We start from the raw sequence: 15758 nt of genomic DNA on the forward strand, positions 1-15758 counted from the left end.
ACTTACGGGTTGGTCGCGGACGAGCGTCGGCGGGCGAGAGCGAGGCTGGTCAGCGTCGTGATCGCCATGGCGCCGATGCCGACCAGCGCCGCGGTGGTGTAGGCGTTGTCGTCGGGGAAGAGGCGGCCGGGGCCGGTGCCCGCGGCGAGGATCAGGCCGCCGATGGCGCTGCCCAGGGAGTACCCGACGCTGCGGACGACGTAGTTGAAGCTCATGGCGCTCGACGTCTCGCTCCTGGGGGTGACGGCCAGGATGACGCCGGGCATCGCGGCCGAGAAGCCGCCGACGCCGAAGCCGAGCACGCCCATCGCCGCGAACAGTTCGGCCAGGTCCGACCGGGCCGTCGCGAACAGGGCGAACCCGCCGCCGACCACGACGGCGCTGCCGGCCAGGAGCAGGGGGTCGGCGATCCGCGTCCGGACCCGCGGCGTGAGCTTGCCGGCGACGAACCCCAGCACCGAGAACGGGATGAGGACCAGCCCGGCGACGAAGGTCGTCAGCCCGAAGCCGTAGCCGGCGCCGTGCGGCGTCTGCGCGTACCGGGTGATGAGCGTGAGCAGGAGGTACATGCCGATCCCGCCGACGAACATGGCGAGGTTCGCCCCGGCGACCGCCGGGTGCCGCACCGCCCGCACATCGACCAGGGGCGTCGTGCTGCGCAGCTCGATGACGGCCCAGACGCAGAGCAGCACCACCGCGACGACGGCGAGGCCCGCCGCCACGGCGAGGTGCCGGCTCCACAGATTCCGTTCGCCGGCGAGGAACAGCACCAGGAGCAGCGCGGCGGCCAGGACGACCGCGCCTGCCACGTCCACGTGGGCGGAGCGGCCTTCGGGGGCTTCGGGCATGGAGCGCCACGCGGTCAGGAGGGCGGCGGCGGTGACGACCAGGCCGAGGCCGTAGGCGGCCCGTACCCCGCCGAGCTCGGCGAGCAGCGCGGCCAGCGGGTAGCCTACGCCGGCCCCGATGATCGAGACCACCGAGATCAGGGCGATCACGGCCGCGCTGCGCTCCTCGGGGAGGTGGTCCCGGGCCACGCCCATAATCAGCGCCGTCAGCCCGAGCCCGACGCCCTGGGCCGCCCTGCCGGCCAGCAGCCACGCGAACGGCAGCGGCAGCACGGTGAGCGCGCTGCCGGCGACGACGACCGCCAGCGTGGCGAGGATCGTGGCCCGCCGGTGCCGGCCGGCTCCGAGCCGGCCCAGGACCGGCGTGGCGACGGCGCCGCTGAGCAGCGCGACGGTCAGCGTCCACTGCGCGCTGCCGAGCGAGACGTGGAACGAGGTCGCCACGCTGGTGATGAGCGGCGTCCCGAGGCTGGCGACCGCCGCCACGACCAGAGCGATGAACATCAGGGCGGGGACCAGCAGCCGCGCCTCGGAACGCGCCACCGGGAACGCCTTCACCGTGCCCCCGCCGACCGGCTGCCCGGTCACTGCTTCGGCCCTTCGCGGTCCCGGCTTTCGAGCTCTGCCAGATGCTTCAGCGCCGGAAGGGCCGCCACCAGCGCCTCGACCTCGTCGCCGGTGAGCTCGCCGATCAACCGTTCGAACGCGTGGACGCCCGCCTGGTGCCGCGTCCGGACATAGGAGGCGCCGGCCTCGGTCAGGCACACCAGCGTGACCCGCTTGTCGGACGCGTCGCCCCGCCGCTCGACCAGGCCGGACTCCTCCATCACCCGGACCAGGGCGGTCATCGCGGGCTGGGTGACGCCCTCGACCGCGGCCAGATCGGTGATGCGCCGCGGGCCGGTCCGGTCCAGGGTGGCCAGGGTGGCGGCGGACGTCAGGCTCATGTCCCGGGGCAGGCGTCTCGCGGCCCTGGTGGCCAGGCCGTAGAGGGCTGCCCCGATGGCGGCGGACGCGCCAGGAGCGGTGTCTTGACGACTCATGGTCGAAGCATAGCAATTTTATATTCATAGTTTATGGAAATGGTCGACTCCAGGCCGAGGGCGTACTTGAAGTCGATGCGGCAGCGCACCGCCTCGGCGGCCTGACGGTCCGACAGGTTCAGCGCGTACTGCAGCACGCAGACGGTGGCCGACTGCGCGGGCGAGAGCCCGGGGTACACATCGCAGCGGTGCCGTGGGGGTTGCCGGCCCGGGCGACCCGCACGGTCAGCGCCGGGATCTCGGCTCCGGGACGGGGCTGGAGGGACATGTCAGGCTCCTGGGGGACATGGGCAGAACGCCCGACAGAGTCCGCCCCGGAAGACCTGGCGCACATCTCGCCGTACCCGACCGAACACATCAACCGGTTCGGCGAGTACAGCACCCACGAACTCGGCATCCAGCCCAAGGCGTACGACCCGAAACCCGACGTCGACTTCACCCCGCTGCGCGAGCAGGACCTGACCGCCGCCGGCCTCGGCCAGGCTGCCTGGGCCGTGAGGGAACCAGCCGGTGACGCCCTTCACGGGAGCGGGCCGGTACACCCCGGAATCCTGCTGCGAGGGTCAGCCTCCAACACCGTGGCCCGGCAGGTGATCCGACAGCGCTGCCGTGGGGGGCAGGGTTTGTGACGGTTCTTGTGGGCGCTCGCCGTATTTCAGAGGGATACCCGCGCTGTTCTGCCAGCGGCAGAACAGCGGCCGGACCGGGCTCGACGATCACTACCGTCCAGTCTCATGACGACGATTACGACGCGTACGGTCGAGTATCCGGCCGACGGTCTGACGATGATCGGGCACCTCGCGCTCCCGGCCGGTGTCGACCGCCGGCCCGCGGTGCTGCTCGGACCAGAGGGCATGGGCCTCAGCGACGTCGAGCGCCGCCGGGCCGATGCGCTCGCCGAACTGGGATATGTAGCGCTGGCCTTCGACCTCCACGGCGGGCGCTATTTGGGCGACCCCGAGGAGATGCTGGCCCGTTGCCTGCCGCTGCTCGCTGATCCCGAGCGGATGCGAGGCATCGGCCATGCGGCGCTCGATGTGTTGCGCACCGAACCGCGGACCGACCCCGACCGGATCGCCGCCGTCGGCTATGGCACGGGGGGTGCCGTCGGGCTGGAACTCGGGCGCGGCGGCGTCAGCCTGCGCGCGATCGGGACAGTCAACGCACTGACCACGGGCCGACCGGGCGAGGCAGCACGCATTCGCTGCCCGGTGTGGGCCGGGGTCGGGTCGGAAGACCCGATCATGCCGCCCGCGCAACGGGAAGCATTCACCGCCGAGATGCAGGCCGCGGGCGTCGACTGGCGCCTCGTGGTCTACGGCGGCGCCTTGCACGCCTTCCACCACCCGCCGGTCGGCCACCCCGTGGTCCCCGGCGTCGGCTACCACCCACGGCACGCGCAGCGAGCCTGGCGCGACGTCGTCGACCTGCTCGCCGAGTGCCTGCCCGTGACGGAGGATCTGGGGCATGACCCAGGTAAGCATGCTGGCCCCGGGCACTGACAGTCCACTCCCCCCAAGTCCGCACAGCAGAAACGCATTCGGGCGGTTGCTCGATCGCTGAGACGTATTCACAACTACCGCAGCAAATACCGGATTTACTGCGGCGGTACCGGAAGGGCGGGACGGCGGGACGGCGTGACGGCGTGACGATCGAACCGGTGACCGAACTGGGGAGCGGGGGCGCACTTCGGTTGCCGCGAGCTCGGGTCGTACCTCTGTCCGCCCCGCCGTCGTCGTACACCGCGGCGGTCGAGCGGTACCTCACCGGCGCGGGCATCGCGAAGTCCTCCGCGCGGATCTACCGGATCTCCCTCGCGACGTGGGGATGGATGCTCGCCGGCGAACCGCCGCCGACCGGACCCGCCCGCCGAGGCGCGAAACCGCCCGTCTTCGCCCGTCGCCGCGATCGACGACCCGGTGCTGCCGGAGGTCTTGGCCGAGCCGGCGGCGGCGCGGGCGGACGAGATGGACGCCGACACCGTCAACCGGGAGCTGTCCATCGCGCGCAAGGCGATCGGCTGGTGGCAGCGCCAAGGCCGGATCGAGGTGCTGTGCCTCAACGTGGAAGACCTCTACCCGCAGGACAAGCGCGGCAGGATCACCGCCAAGGGCGGGGCGACCGAGTGGATCCACCGGCAGTCCGGCACCGCCCAACTCCTGCCCCGCCTCATCGCCCGCCGTACCCGCGACCCGCTGATCCTCACCGACCGCAAGGCCCCGGCCGGAACACCCACGCTCGACGTGTGCCGGAGACCGGCCGGGCCCGGCTCTCCCACCGCCGCGCTGAGGAGATCTTCGAGGAGAACACCCGGCTGCCGGCAAACCCCCTCGCCTCGCCCGCCGACATCGAGGACCTGGACGGCTGGACGCTTCACCGGCTACGTCACATTGTCTCTGCTTAGTTTTCGTGTGGTGATTGACATCAACTGGTCTGATGGCCTGGGAGTTTGGGCTTTGCGCTGAGCCGTGTGGTGTTTCTGGTGTCGGCGCCCGTGATCCTGAGTTTCTTCTCGTCCCGGGGCTGGGAGTCCTGGGACATCGAGCATCGGCCGTTGATCCCCGAGGGGATGCCCGTGCTCGTCGACGACCTGTGCTTCGAGGACGGTCCGGCCGCGCCGCGTTCGGCGGCGGTGGTGAACCGGTGGCTGCGTGAGCTCCCGGCCAGCGGGGCGCCGGCGCCGAGCTCGTGGCGCCGCACGCCGAAGCCGCTGGCCCGGCCGGGAAACCCGGCCCTGGCCGCGCGGAAGGTCACCAGCGTCTCCCGGCGGTCATGGGCCCGGCGGCACGGCATCGTCGACGCCGAGGGCCAACCGCTGAAGATCCACCGGTCCCGGATCCGCACCACCCATCACGCGATGCGCGACAAGCGCACCTGGACAGGCAGCGCACGGGCCACCATCGACCCGAACCACACTCCGGCTGAAGGCGTTCTTCTCCAGGCAGTGGCAGCAGATGCCCGCCGCCCACTTCATGGCCGTCTTCGGCCCCTACGCCACCCGCATTCAGCAAGTCCTGGACCGCTTCGACCCCGTCCTGCCGGCCGAAGCCGCCGCCCACGTCCGCGACAAGGACGGCGAAGTGCCTCTGCGCCCCGAGGAGCTGACCGCATGACCACCGCTGTCACTGCGGCCTTTCACTGCGTGGGCGATGAGTCTCCCTTCGCCGGCGCGGACATGCTCAGCTCCGTTGGGGCCCTGGTCTGCCGCATTGGTCACCCGCCGCGCCTTCGGACCGGTCGTTCAAGTGCAAGCGGGTTCAGAAGGTCAGTACCAGGCGTCCGCGGACTCCACCTGCCTCCATGCGGTGATGCGCCCTGGCGGCGTGCTCGGCCGGATAGGTGCCGCCCACGCGCAGCCTGAGTACCCCTGACTCGACCTGTCGGCGCAGTCGGTCCAAGACGGAGTGCTCCGTCAGGTAGTCGAGATAGAGCACCGGAACCCGGCTGATGCCTCGCTCGGCCGGTCCTTGGTGACCGCGGAGGCTGGCGATCACTCCCCCGTCGCGTACCGCTCCCAGAACCGCATCGTCCTGCTCCGCGCAGTCCACGAGCCCATCGACACCCTGCGGCACCTGGTCACGGATGGCCCGGGCCACCTCGCAGCCGCGTGGCACGACGACATCCGCGCCCAGCTGACGCAGCAGCGTCTCGTCGGCCTCGGACGCCTCGGCCACGACCCGCAGCCCGTCCGCCTTCGCCAACTGCACCGCATACGCGCCGACGGTGCCTGCGGCGCCGGTGACGGCCACCGTTTTCCCGGCAGCCAGTGCAAGCCGGTCCAGCGCGTTGCGGGCGGCAAGCCCGTTCATGAGCAAGGTGGAGGCCGTCACGTCGTCGACGTTGCGCGGGGCAGGTACCGCCGAGGCCGCGGGGACGACCACATACTCCTGATAGGCGCCGCGCAGCGACATCGAGTGGAGTACGGCTATGGCCCGGTCGCCGATCTCGAGTTCGGTGCTGGTGCCGGGACCGATCTCGTCGACGACGCCGGCGGCATCACAGCCCAGCACGTAGGGCGGCTCGGGAAGGGCGAAAGCGGGGTCGATCCGGCGCATCGCAGCAAGCGCCGTACCCGCGCGGGTATGTACGTCCGTCGGGCTGACCGCAGCCGCCCCTACCTGCAACCGAACTTCACCAGGCCCGGCGTGCGGCTCGTCCAGCTCCAGTACCTTCAGAACCTCGGGTCCGCCGAACTCGGTGAATCCCACAGCACGCATCTGACACTCCTGAACTCTCTTGTCCGGGACTTCGACCGGCCGGCTCCGCATCGGCCACGGCCTGACAGCCCGGCGCCAACCGGTCGCTGCCGAACTGCTACTCGCCGGCCGCCGACCACGGCGCGCGCAGCTGCACCGCCACGTCCACCGCATTCGCACGCGCCGAGCTGGAGGGACGTGCATGTCCGGGTTTCGCGCTCCCCGGGCACTCAAGGGCACCCCGGGGAAGGCCCGCGGTCCCCATGAACACACAAACCCGGCCGCATACGGCGCCCAGTACATGGAGCGGGTGCCGTATACCGGTTGAGCGGGCCTGGCCTGGTTGCTCAGTATCCGACGCCGCGAACGCCACCTGCGGCCCGAAGCGATTCACCCGTCACCCAGTGCGAGTCGTCCGAGGCCAGGAAGACCGCGACCGGTGCGATGTCGTCGGGTTCACCGAAACGGCCGAGCGGCGTGCCGGCGAGCAGCCTCTCGCCGAGTTCGCCGGCGAAGTTGCCGTCGGTGCCGGGTGTGTTGGTGTGGCCCGGCAGGATCGAGTTCACCCGGATCCTGCGCGGCCCGAGTTCGCGGGCCAGCGCAAAGGTCATCGTGTCCACGGCGCCCTTCGTCGCCGAGTAGACGCTGGAGGCCAGGTAGGGGTCGGTGCTGAGGATCGAGCTGATATTGACGATGCTGCCGCCGGCGTCCGGGAAGAGCTTCACCGCTTCCCGGATCGCCAGGAAATAGCCCAGCACGTTGACGTCGAACTGTTTGTGGAAAGCCTCTTCGGTGAGGTCGTCGACCATTTCGAACACGGCGATGCCGGCGTTGTTGACGAGCACATCCACCTTGCCGTGCTCGGCCTTGACCGCGCCGAACAGGCGTACCACGTCAGCCGAGTTGCTCATGTCCGCCTGCACGGCGGTGGCCGTGCCGCCGGCTTCTTCGATCGACGCGACAACGGTGTCGGCGGCGCTCTTGTTGGTGGCGTAGTTCACGATGACGGTGGCGCCCTCGGCACCGAGGGCCTCGGCGATGCCGGCACCGATGCCGGCCGATGCGCCGGTGACGACGGCGACCTTTCCGGTCAGTTTCATGTCAGATCCTTGGTTCGATAATGGTGTTCGGCCCAGCACTCGGTCCGCCGGAACGCTCAGGGGTTGATGGCGTGCTCGATCTGGTCGCGGTGGGTGTGCAGGTCCCAGTAGGTGGTGGCGATGTCGTCGGCGGCGCGGTGGGGGTAGCCCTCCGGTGACTGCTCGGCGATCACAACGCTGATGGACACGGTGGCGGCCTGGATGCCCTTCTCGCCGAGGGTGTTGTGCAGGTTGTGGACCCAGTTCCGCAGTGCGGCCTGGGCGACGTTCATGCCGGCCATGAACGGGAGCGGGTTGATCGCTCCGCCGCCGACTGTGTACAGCAGGGTGCCTGCTTCGGCCTCCAGCATTCCCGGCAGCACGGCCCGGGTGGCGGTGACGGCTCCGAGGAGGATCTCGTCGATCTGCTGCTGCAGGTCCTCCACGGTCACGTCCTGCGGTGCGTTCTGCACCAGGCTGGCGAAGGGGGAGTATTCGAGGACGTCGATGCGCCCGAACCGGGCTACGGCACCTTCCAGGGCCGCGGTGAGCTGGTCACGGTCGGAGGTGTCGGCGGGGAAGGCAGCCGCCGTGACGCCTGCGTCGGCGAGCTCGGCGACCAGGGTGGCGAGCTTGGTCTCGCTCCGGGAGATCAGGGCGACGTCGAATCCGTGGCTCCCGAAGACCTTGGCGACCGACAGGCCAAGGCCGGGACCTGCTCCGACAACGGCGATGGTGGGCATGCTGCTCCTCGTGGGGCGTGGTCCCGCCCCTGGGCGGGTGCGGGAAGTCGGGGTGGGTAGCTACGGCCCCCAGCAACCGGAACCCACTACTCTCCGCTGAGTCCGTACCGGGCCGTACGTGGGGAATTTCCGTCGGTCGCCGCCATTCACGACGGTGGTGCGCTCGGCCTCGGGCCGGTAGCACCCGCCACCTGGCTGCCGGGGGTGGAGACCGCACGGCGGGCGAGCGCCGGCGGTCCGCCGACCTCCGCTGCGGTGGCCTCCTGCAGGTTCACTGGGCCTCCTCCGCGCAACCAAGAACGGACCGATCGGTCCATGGACTGATCAGTCTGAAACCTAACCCCGCAGACCCCGAGCAGTCAAACGAGTGAAATAGACCACTTAGTCCGATAAGTGCGTCGGCGTGTCGCCCGGCGGACGCGAACCGGAGCTGCGGGAACGGGCCCTCGACGTGGCGGCCCGGCTGTGGCGCAGGCGCACCCTGCCCGGGACCACGTCAGCGACCCGTGGCCGGACAACAGCCCGGCAGCTCTGCGAGGCCGTCTGATCGCGATCGTCGGCTGGACCGCCGAAACTGGTCATGCCCCCGGACTGCCGCGGCTCCCCGGTCCGCAGCGGCCGCACCGGAGCCCCTGATGAGAAGCACCCCGCGCACACCCTTGCCGTCGCCCGGTGCGATCGGGTGCCCAGCGGGCGGAGGGGATCTGGCCAGGCGAGCGTGCGCGGACGACGCGCGCGAACGGCAGGCCAGGCCGTCAGGCACAGGCCGTCAGGCACAGGCCGTCCCTGGTAGGCCCAGCACCTGGCGACCGCCTCACACGGTGACCGCGCGGGCCTGCACTCGGGCCAGGTGGGCTGCTGCCCGGGCCCGGGTGAACAGGCGGACCCGCCGACGGGGCAGAGTGCTCCGCATTCCGCTGGGCCGTGTCAGTCCTGCGGGCGCCGGCCGCTCCAGACGGCGGTGAGGCGCTCGAGTTCTGCCTCCGCCTGGCGCAGGCCAAGGGCGTAGGCCCCGGCGGCCGCCTGCGGGTCCATGGGGTTGACCGGCTTGCCCTCGTCCGAGCCGAGCGGCTCGACCGTGGCGAGCCACCTGTCCGCGGCGACCTCGGCGAGTCCGCGGTCGGCGTTCTTGCCCATCGCGGCGGGCATGCCGGGCACCTCGGCGCCCACCGGGACGGACGAGAGGACGATCATGCGGTCAGTCCGGGGGGCGGCGGCGGCGTTGAGGTGGTTGGCGAGCCCGCCGTCGATGTAGCGGCGCCCCTTGATGGTGACGCTCGGGTAGATCATCGGAACGGCGCAGCTGGAGGCCACCGCGTTCCGCAACGGGACGCCGGACTCGGGACCCCACACCACCAGTTCGCCGGTTTCGGCGTCGATGGCGGTGCAGTGGTACGCGCTGGGCCAGGGCAGGCCGGCGAACGCCTCGTACAGGCCCAGGTAGGCCTGCTCGTCGATCGTGTCCGCGTCCTCGGCGTCCTTGGCGATCGAGCGCAGCCCCTGCTGGGGTGCGCTCTCCAGGTCGACCTGCCAGATGGCGGTCATGAATTTCTGGAAGCCCGCGGCCAGCCGCTCGGCGCCCACGACTTCGGCCACGGCGGCCATCCTGGCCTGCACGGCCGCTGGGTCGGTGCGGGCGGCCGTCATGGCCCCGACCACCGAACCGGCCGAGGTGCCGAGGATCACGTCGGCATCGGCCAGGTCGAGCCCGGCCTCGCGCAGGCCCGTGAGCAGACCTGTCTGCCAGGCGATGCCCACCAGGCCGCCGCCGCCGAGGACCAACGCACGTGTCGGTTCGCCGTTCTGTTTCGTCATGGCATTCTCCAGTTTCACGATCATGAGGTCAGTTCGGTGGTCGGGTGTCGAGGTCATCCGGTGTCGCCGGCGGGTCGGCGGACGGCATCCGAAGACGTGCGGACTCGCTGGGCATTGCCCTGGTCACTGGGCGAGAGCCTGGCCGTCGGCAGATCCCGCCTGCGGTGCCCCGGCAGGTTGCCGGTCCCGGCGGAGCGTGCCCAGGAACCGCACGGTGCGCTCGCGGTCCGCCTCCCCCGCGATGTCGGTCTGGGTGAAGACCACGTCGGTGGCGCCGGCGTCGAAGTAGCGGCGCACCGCCGCGGCCAAGGTGTCCTCGTCGCCGATAACCGCCAGGTCAGCGGCCCGTTCCGCGCCTTCCAGGGCAATCACCCGTTGGTAGGACGGAATGCGGTCGTAGAAGGCCATCTGCCGAACGGCGGCCGCCCGTGCCGACTCCGGGTCCGACGCCAGCGCGCCGGCCACGAAGGCCACGATGCGGGGCGCGGGACGGCCGGCTTCGGCCGCGGCCGAGGTCACAGCCGGGACGATCCGCTCGCTGAGGGCTCTGGGCCCGGCGAGGTAGGGCAGGATGCCGTCGGCCACCTCCCCGCTGACCCGCAGCGCCTGCGGCCCCATCGCGCCGATCAGGAGCGGCACCCGCGGATCGGCCCCGGGCAGGCCGACGGGCAGCGTCGGCGCGGTGCTGAGCAGTTCGCCGTGGAAGTCGGCGCCACCGGTCTCCAGAAGGGTGCGCAGCGCGGTCAGGAACTCACGCAGCCGGGCGATCGGCCGCTCGTAGGGGATACCGAAGGCCGTTTCGGTGAACGCCTTGCTGCCCAGCGCGAGCCCGAGGTGGAAACGACCGTGGGTGGCGGCCTGGGCCGTCTGCGCCTGACCGGCCACCAGAAGTGGATGGCGGCCGAAGATCGGGATCGCGGAGGTGCCGACCTCGACGCCCGGGACCTCCCGACCCACGATCCCGGCGAGGGCGGCCGCGTCGTAGCCGAACGGCTGGCCGAACCAGACCGACCGCAGACCGGCCTCCGCTGCCTCGCGGGCCCGGCGTGTGACGGCGTCGACGTAGTTGCCGGAGGGTGTGGCGGTGGTGGCGAGGACCACACCGATGCTCATATCACCGCCCTATTCCCGGAAGCCACCGTCGTCCGCTTGTGGGAAATTCGTGCGGCGGCGTCAAGCGCGCCGCCCAAAGCCAATGCACGCTTCGATTCAGCGTTTTGTGCAGTCATGGTTTTCTCCAGTTCCGCAATCAAAATGGCCCAGTTCGCCATGAGGACGGCCTGGCCGTCGCGGAGTCCGACGGCCTGGTAGACATGGCGAGGCACCCCGCCGTGCGGACGCCCGGCTATCCCCCTGGCAGGGCTGCCGCGACTTCACCGACTCCCACCGGGCACGGGGGGCAGGTCACTGGTCGGCCGGTCCTGCTCAGCCCAGGGTGGTGATGCAGAACGGATGGCCGGCGGGGTCCAGCAGGACCCTCCAGAGATCAGGGTTGGGTTGAGTAGCCGCCTCGACAGCGCCGAGGGCGAGCAGTCGTGCCTGGGCGGCGTCCAGGTCGTCGACCCCCAGTTCGAGATGGGCCTGCTTTTCCTGGTCGGGGTCCGGCCAGGTGGGACGCTGGTAGTCGGCCAACCGGTTGAAGCTCAGTCCGGTCGAGCCCTCCTTGCCGAGCATGATGAAGTCGTCGCTGGAGAAGCGCACGGGCAGGCCGAGGACCTCGCCGTAGAAGCGAGCCAGCTCGGCGGGGTCCGGGCAGTCGAACGTGACGGACGCGTAGCGGATCGGCGGTGCGGGCGTGGTTTCAGTGCTCATGGAAACGACGCTATGCCGGGATCAGGACAGGTTCTGTCCGGGTCATCGGCGATACTTCGAGATGTGATCAGTACCTCCGCCCGTCTGCTGCGACTGGTCTCGCTGCTGTCCTCACGGCCGTCGTGGACCTCCCGCGATCTGGCCGGTCGGATGGAGGTCACGGAACGCACCGTCCGCCGGGACATCGCCAGGCTGCGGGAACTGGGCTACGGCGTCGAGTCCGAGCCCGGCCCCTGGGGCGGCTACCGCCTGGGGAGCGGCACCCGCATGCCGCCGCTGGTCCTCGACGACGAGGAGACGCTCGCCGTGGCCGTCGCCCTGCGCGAGGCCGCACTCAGCGGCGTCCTCGGCAGCAACGAGGCATCGCTGTCCGCGCTGCTGAAACTGCGGCAGGGACTGCCCCCGCGGATCGCGGACCGGCTCGGCGAACTGGACGGCGCGTTCGCGTACACGCCCAGGCACGACGAGCAGCAGATCGCGCCGGGCATGCTGCTGGAACTGGCCGTCTTGTGCCGCCGCAGCGAGCGCACCCGCCTGTCGTACCGAGACCGGGAAGGGAAGGCCACGGTCCGCGAGGTCGACCGGTACCGCCTCGTGCACACCGGGCGCCGCTGGTACTTCGTCGCCCGGGACGTGGCGCGCGACCAGTGGCGGACGTTCCGGGCCGACCGGGTGGCGCACACACAGCCGACGGGGCAGCTGGTGGAAATCGTCGACCCACCCGACCCGGCGGTTCTCGTCTCACGCAGCATCAGCGGCGGCACCTACCCGCTTTCCGCGAAGGTCCGCCTGCCGTTGCCGTTGGACGCAGCGCTGCGACTGGTCCGGCCCATAGTCGGCATCCACCATCCGGACGACCCCGAGGAAACCATCGTCGAGATCGGCGGCAACGACGCTGACGAGCTCGCCGCATACCTGCTCAGCCTGGGCACCCCGCTACACGTGCTGTCCCCGGACGACGTGAGGCAGGCATTGCTGCGCCGCACCCAAGAACTGTTCGAGGACAACGGGGGCAATCGGCTCTCGTAAAGGATCACGCCGAGCACGAGCGCCGATCTCAACCGGCGCCGGAAGCGTCTCCAGGGCCTACTTTCTGTTCGCCGTTGCTGCTCGACGGCGCGTTTCGTCCGAGGTCACGTGGTCGACGCCACCTCGCTGACCAGCGCCTTCACCGATGCTCTGTACCGGCTGCGGCCGCGTGGGACCGGGCACGATACCGGCCTCGTCGAGGTGGACCCGGCGGTCGTACTCGCCGACGGAGGCGAAGCGATCCGGATCCTGGCTGTGTTGCACGCGAGGTTCGAGAGAACAACCTGTCAGGAATGGGATGGCCGCACGAAGTGTGCCCGGAGGCGGGACTGGGCCCACAGCACGAAGGCGAGGCCGCCGAGCGCCGCGCCGAAGATCGTGTCCCCGGTCCAGCCGTACGCGCCGTGCAGGTGGCCGGCGGCCACTGAGCCGATCGCGCCGCCGATGAACGCGCTGCCCATGTAGACGGTGTTCAGGCGCGCCCGCGCGTCCGGCCGCAACTGATAGATCTGGCGCTGGCTGAGGATCTGGTTGCAGATCATGCCGATGTCGAGCAGCACCGCGGCCACGCCGAGCAGGATGACGCTGCCGGCGCCCGTGCATGCGATCACCATGGCGGCGACGAGGATGAGGAGCGCGACGCCGGTGGCGAACCGGTCCGTGCCGCGGTCCGCGATCCGACCGGCCACCGGGGCGACGACGACGCCGACCGCGCCCACCAGTGCGAACAGCCCGATCATCGCCTGGTTGAACCCGTGTGCGTCCCCCAATTCGTAGGCGATGGTTGTCCAGTAGGCGCTGAACGCGGCGAAGATGATCGCCTGGCGCAGCGATCGTTCCCGCAGGACCGGCTCCTCCCGCACGATCGCCACTATCGACAACATGAGCCGGCCGTAGCCGGCCGTGTGGTCCGGGGCGCGGGGCGGGAGCATCCGGAACAGGACAACGGCCAGGCACAGGATGAGCGTGCCGGAGATGAAGAAGATCGCACGCCAGCCCCACGCTGCCGCAACCAGGCTGGACAGCGCCCGGGCGAGCAGGACGCCGAGCAGCATCCCGCTCTGCACGGTTCCCATCGTCCGCCCCCGGTTCTGCGGCCCGGTCAGATGCGCTGCGAACGGGATGAGGATCTGCGCCACCACGGACGTGACGCCGATGATCATCGAGGCGGCCAGGAACACGGCGAGGCCGGGCGACAACCCGGCGACGGCCAGTGCGGCGGCGGTCACCACCAGCATGGCCGACGTGAGCTTGCGGTTCTGGATCAGATCGCCCAGGGGAAGCAGCAGGAACAGGCCCGCCGCGTAGCCGATCTGCGTAACGGTCACGACGATCGTGACCGCGCCGTCGCTGGTGTGGAACGACCTGGCCAGCAGGCTCAGCAGCGGCTGCGCGTAGTAGATGTTGGCGACGGCCAGACCGCAGGCCGCGGCGAGGACGAAGGCAAGTGCACCCAGGCCCTCCTGCTTGTTCCCGTCCGCCCTGAACTGACCAGTGGCGGGCGGCGTTGACGTCGACATGCCTCCAAAATAACAGAGAGGCTCTCTCTTATTAAGAGAGAGCCTCTCTATTACAGAGACCGGGCGCTAGTATCCGGAATGTGAGCACGCAGAGCACGCCGCAGGGGGCATTCAAGCGGGCGCGCACCCCTGAGCAGGTGCAGGAGCGGCGGGATGCGATCCTTGCCGTCGCTCGCGAGTTGCTCGCGCGTCGCCGCGCCGCCGACGTCAGTCTGCGCGAACTGTCGGACGAAGTCGGCCTGTCCATGTCGAACGTGCTGCGCTACTTCGACAGCCGTGAGGCGATCTTCGCCCAGATCCTGCACGCCGAATGGCAGGACTGGCTCAGCGAACTGGAGACCGCGCTGCCGGCGGCGACCCGGGGTCTGCTGCGCTCGGGGCCCGCCCGCCCGCGCCGGGTCGCGGCCGTCCTCGCGGGCACGCTACTGGCCCGGCCGCTGCTGTGTGAGCTGATGAGCGGCATCGCGACGATCCTGGAACGCAACATCCCCGTCGAGTTCGCCCGGGAGTTCAAGCGCCAGACGTACGCGAACCGCCGACGGCTCGCCGACCTTGTACGCGCGGAGTTCCCCGCATTCAGCGAGGGCGACAGCTGGGATTTCAGTGTCACCGTCCAGTTCACCCTCACGGGGCTGTGGCCTTTCACACGGCCGACCGACGCCATCGCCACCGTGATGCGCGAACTCGGGCAGTCGCTCGCACCGGAATCGTTCCGTCAGACCCTGCAAGACATCTTCCTGCGCCAGATCCTCGGTGTCCTCAGCCTGGCCGAAGCGCGGTCGTAGGGTCTCCCCGTCGCCCAGGGCACCCGCGGCCACGCCGGCCGCACCCCTGGTTCCCGGCGAGTTCTCCGGTGACCCTTCTCATCGATCCGCTCTGGTCACACCGGCATACCGCCCCAAAAGACGGGGGCGGCTCCGGCTCACCTGCCGCACGCCGTATCTGGTACTGCATCGCGGGACCGCCTACGTCCCGCACCGCCCCAGGGCGTGTCGGGTCGCTTCCTCGGCGAACGCCACGCCTGCGGGCGCGGCACCCGCGCGGCCGCGGGCTGCGCCGCCGGCGTTCAGGCCGTCCATGATCAGCATCAGCCGGTCGGCCAGCCTGCGCGGGTCCGCGGCGCCCGTCTGTTCGGCCAGGTCGATCAGGTCGCCGTGCACCCGGTCGTAGTAGGCGACGGAGACCCTGTGTGCGGGATGACCCTCGTCGGGGAACTCGGCGTGGATGTTGCGGACCGGGCAACCACGGTAGCCCGGCGCCATAGCCTGCTCGGCGGTGAAACTGATGATCGCGACCAGTTGGCCGGCAGGGTCGTCGGGCTGTCGCTCAGCCACCGACTCCCTGACCCGGTCCCATGCGTGGATGTACCGCTCCAGATAAGCCACGACCAGGTCGTCCTTGGTGGGGAACTCGCGGTACAGCATTGCCTTGCCGCAGCCCAGCTCATCGGTGATCTGCTGCATTCCGACCGCGCGCACACCGTGACTGTCGAACAGCCGGGACGCCACGTCGAGGATCCGTTCCCGGACTTCCGGGTCGCGAGTACGAGGGGACATACCCGCGAACCCTAGCAGACCGAACGGTCTGCATCTGTCGGCTGAACGGCCCGCGATCAGCAGGGTCGACCTCCGGGCCGATCAACCTCCAGGCCGATCGGCCCAATATCGCTCTCG

General features: G+C 70.4%; 18 protein-coding genes and 2 pseudogenes. 7 read left to right on the forward strand and 13 right to left on the reverse strand.

Features of this window, described 5'->3' with window-relative positions:
* Positions 1 to 2: 2 nt before the first annotated feature.
* From ACWGKQ_RS30980 to ACWGKQ_RS30990, 3 genes and pseudogenes are all read right to left on the reverse strand, one after another.
* Positions 3 to 1436 carry an MFS transporter gene (locus ACWGKQ_RS30980; RefSeq protein ID WP_453295309.1) on the reverse strand — a complete coding sequence of 478 codons (1434 nt, stop codon included), beginning with the start codon at positions 1434 to 1436 and terminating at the stop codon, positions 3 to 5.
* Positions 1433 to 1795, reverse strand: a complete 363-nt coding sequence (locus tag ACWGKQ_RS30985) for a MarR family winged helix-turn-helix transcriptional regulator (protein ID WP_453295366.1) — start codon at positions 1793 to 1795, stop codon at positions 1433 to 1435. Before ACWGKQ_RS30985 ends, ACWGKQ_RS30980 begins: the two co-directional genes overlap by 4 nt.
* A 146-nt stretch (positions 1796 to 1941) precedes the next feature.
* Positions 1942 to 2159 (reverse strand): annotated as a pseudogene (locus ACWGKQ_RS30990) (transposase); the annotation flags it as partial.
* Here ACWGKQ_RS30990 and ACWGKQ_RS30995 point away from each other — a divergent pair.
* The 4 genes from ACWGKQ_RS30995 to ACWGKQ_RS31010 all read left to right on the forward strand — a co-directional run bounded on the left by ACWGKQ_RS30995 (position 2158) and on the right by ACWGKQ_RS31010 (position 5004).
* Positions 2158 to 2520, forward strand: coding sequence for a hypothetical protein (locus tag ACWGKQ_RS30995; RefSeq protein ID WP_453295310.1), 363 nt, complete (start codon positions 2158 to 2160; stop codon positions 2518 to 2520). The pseudogene ACWGKQ_RS30990 and the gene ACWGKQ_RS30995 overlap by 2 nt on opposite strands.
* Before the next feature lie 105 nt (positions 2521 to 2625).
* Positions 2626 to 3393 carry a dienelactone hydrolase family protein gene (locus ACWGKQ_RS31000; RefSeq protein WP_453295311.1) on the forward strand — a complete coding sequence of 256 codons (768 nt, stop codon included), beginning with the start codon at positions 2626 to 2628 and terminating at the stop codon, positions 3391 to 3393.
* Between the two features lie 465 nt (positions 3394 to 3858).
* Positions 3859 to 4356 (forward strand): hypothetical protein, encoded by a 498-nt coding sequence (locus ACWGKQ_RS31005; protein ID WP_453295312.1) that lies wholly within the window; start codon positions 3859 to 3861, stop codon positions 4354 to 4356.
* Between the two features lie 489 nt (positions 4357 to 4845).
* Entirely contained in the window at positions 4846 to 5004 is a 159-nt protein-coding gene (locus ACWGKQ_RS31010) for a hypothetical protein (protein ID WP_453295313.1), read from the forward strand.
* 144 nt (positions 5005 to 5148) lie between these two features.
* Here the strand turns inward: ACWGKQ_RS31010 and ACWGKQ_RS31015 are convergent, their stop codons facing one another.
* The 8 genes from ACWGKQ_RS31015 to ACWGKQ_RS31050 all read right to left on the reverse strand — a co-directional run bounded on the left by ACWGKQ_RS31015 (position 5149) and on the right by ACWGKQ_RS31050 (position 11536).
* On the reverse strand, positions 5149 to 6108 hold the full coding sequence (locus ACWGKQ_RS31015; protein WP_453295314.1) for an NADP-dependent oxidoreductase: 960 nt from the start codon (positions 6106 to 6108) through the stop codon (positions 5149 to 5151).
* Positions 6109 to 6434: 326 nt separating this feature from the next.
* Complete coding sequence (locus tag ACWGKQ_RS31020; protein WP_453295315.1) at positions 6435 to 7226, reverse strand: SDR family NAD(P)-dependent oxidoreductase; 792 nt, start codon at positions 7224 to 7226, stop codon at positions 6435 to 6437.
* A 17-nt stretch (positions 7227 to 7243) separates the two neighbouring features.
* The gene (locus ACWGKQ_RS31025) at positions 7244 to 7909 is read right to left on the reverse strand and encodes an SDR family oxidoreductase (RefSeq protein ID WP_453295316.1); all 666 of its coding nucleotides are present in this window, start codon (positions 7907 to 7909) and stop codon (positions 7244 to 7246) included.
* Positions 7910 to 8055: 146 nt separating this feature from the next.
* Positions 8056 to 8184 carry a hypothetical protein gene (locus tag ACWGKQ_RS31030; protein ID WP_453295317.1) on the reverse strand — a complete coding sequence of 43 codons (129 nt, stop codon included), beginning with the start codon at positions 8182 to 8184 and terminating at the stop codon, positions 8056 to 8058.
* 652 nt (positions 8185 to 8836) lie between these two features.
* Positions 8837 to 9724, reverse strand: coding sequence for a patatin-like phospholipase family protein (locus ACWGKQ_RS31035; RefSeq protein WP_453295318.1), 888 nt, complete (start codon positions 9722 to 9724; stop codon positions 8837 to 8839).
* A gap of 123 nt (positions 9725 to 9847) precedes the next feature.
* Entirely contained in the window at positions 9848 to 10837 is a 990-nt protein-coding gene (locus tag ACWGKQ_RS31040; RefSeq protein WP_453295319.1) for a TIGR03564 family F420-dependent LLM class oxidoreductase, read from the reverse strand.
* Positions 10834 to 10995 (reverse strand): hypothetical protein, encoded by a 162-nt coding sequence (locus ACWGKQ_RS31045; RefSeq protein WP_453295320.1) that lies wholly within the window; start codon positions 10993 to 10995, stop codon positions 10834 to 10836. Before ACWGKQ_RS31045 ends, ACWGKQ_RS31040 begins: the two co-directional genes overlap by 4 nt.
* A gap of 154 nt (positions 10996 to 11149) precedes the next feature.
* On the reverse strand, positions 11150 to 11536 hold the full coding sequence (locus ACWGKQ_RS31050; RefSeq protein ID WP_453295321.1) for a VOC family protein: 387 nt from the start codon (positions 11534 to 11536) through the stop codon (positions 11150 to 11152).
* Between the two features lie 63 nt (positions 11537 to 11599).
* Between ACWGKQ_RS31050 and ACWGKQ_RS31055 the strand changes: the two genes are divergently transcribed.
* Complete coding sequence (locus ACWGKQ_RS31055; RefSeq protein ID WP_453295322.1) at positions 11600 to 12565, forward strand: helix-turn-helix transcriptional regulator; 966 nt, start codon at positions 11600 to 11602, stop codon at positions 12563 to 12565.
* Between the two features lie 108 nt (positions 12566 to 12673).
* Positions 12674 to 12826 (forward strand): annotated as a pseudogene (locus ACWGKQ_RS31060) (IS1380 family transposase); the annotation flags it as partial.
* A 26-nt stretch (positions 12827 to 12852) separates the two neighbouring features.
* Here ACWGKQ_RS31060 and ACWGKQ_RS31065 read toward each other — a convergent pair.
* On the reverse strand, positions 12853 to 14085 hold the full coding sequence (locus tag ACWGKQ_RS31065) for an MFS transporter (RefSeq protein WP_453295323.1): 1233 nt from the start codon (positions 14083 to 14085) through the stop codon (positions 12853 to 12855).
* Positions 14086 to 14165: 80 nt separating this feature from the next.
* Between ACWGKQ_RS31065 and ACWGKQ_RS31070 the strand changes: the two genes are divergently transcribed.
* Positions 14166 to 14870, forward strand: a complete 705-nt coding sequence (locus ACWGKQ_RS31070) for a TetR family transcriptional regulator (RefSeq protein WP_453295324.1) — start codon at positions 14166 to 14168, stop codon at positions 14868 to 14870.
* Positions 14871 to 15050: 180 nt separating this feature from the next.
* On the opposite strand, the gene ACWGKQ_RS31075 is transcribed toward ACWGKQ_RS31070, so the two are convergent.
* Positions 15051 to 15641: a TetR/AcrR family transcriptional regulator gene (locus ACWGKQ_RS31075; protein ID WP_453295325.1), complete on the reverse strand. Its 591-nt coding sequence runs from the start codon at positions 15639 to 15641 to the stop codon at positions 15051 to 15053.
* Positions 15642 to 15758 lie beyond the last annotated feature (117 nt).

The organism is Streptomyces sp. NPDC054770, assembly GCF_053611985.1.

Coding starts and splice junctions, on each gene's coding strand:
- ACWGKQ_RS31045 (WP_453295320.1), bottom strand. CDS start 10,995: ATGGCGAACTGGGCCATTTTGATTGCGGAACTGGAGAAAACCATGACT.
- ACWGKQ_RS30985 (WP_453295366.1), bottom strand. CDS start 1,795: ATGAGCCTGACGTCCGCCGCCACCCTGGCCACCCTGGACCGGACCGGC.
- ACWGKQ_RS31065 (WP_453295323.1), bottom strand. CDS start 14,085: ATGTCGACGTCAACGCCGCCCGCCACTGGTCAGTTCAGGGCGGACGGG.
- ACWGKQ_RS30995 (WP_453295310.1), top strand. CDS start 2,158: ATGTCAGGCTCCTGGGGGACATGGGCAGAACGCCCGACAGAGTCCGCC.
- ACWGKQ_RS31025 (WP_453295316.1), bottom strand. CDS start 7,909: ATGCCCACCATCGCCGTTGTCGGAGCAGGTCCCGGCCTTGGCCTGTCG.
- ACWGKQ_RS31015 (WP_453295314.1), bottom strand. CDS start 6,108: ATGCGTGCTGTGGGATTCACCGAGTTCGGCGGACCCGAGGTTCTGAAG.
- ACWGKQ_RS31075 (WP_453295325.1), bottom strand. CDS start 15,641: ATGTCCCCTCGTACTCGCGACCCGGAAGTCCGGGAACGGATCCTCGAC.
- ACWGKQ_RS31035 (WP_453295318.1), bottom strand. CDS start 9,724: ATGACGAAACAGAACGGCGAACCGACACGTGCGTTGGTCCTCGGCGGC.
- ACWGKQ_RS31050 (WP_453295321.1), bottom strand. CDS start 11,536: ATGAGCACTGAAACCACGCCCGCACCGCCGATCCGCTACGCGTCCGTC.
- ACWGKQ_RS31005 (WP_453295312.1), top strand. CDS start 3,859: ATGGACGCCGACACCGTCAACCGGGAGCTGTCCATCGCGCGCAAGGCG.
- ACWGKQ_RS31010 (WP_453295313.1), top strand. CDS start 4,846: ATGCCCGCCGCCCACTTCATGGCCGTCTTCGGCCCCTACGCCACCCGC.
- ACWGKQ_RS31040 (WP_453295319.1), bottom strand. CDS start 10,837: ATGAGCATCGGTGTGGTCCTCGCCACCACCGCCACACCCTCCGGCAAC.
- ACWGKQ_RS31000 (WP_453295311.1), top strand. CDS start 2,626: ATGACGACGATTACGACGCGTACGGTCGAGTATCCGGCCGACGGTCTG.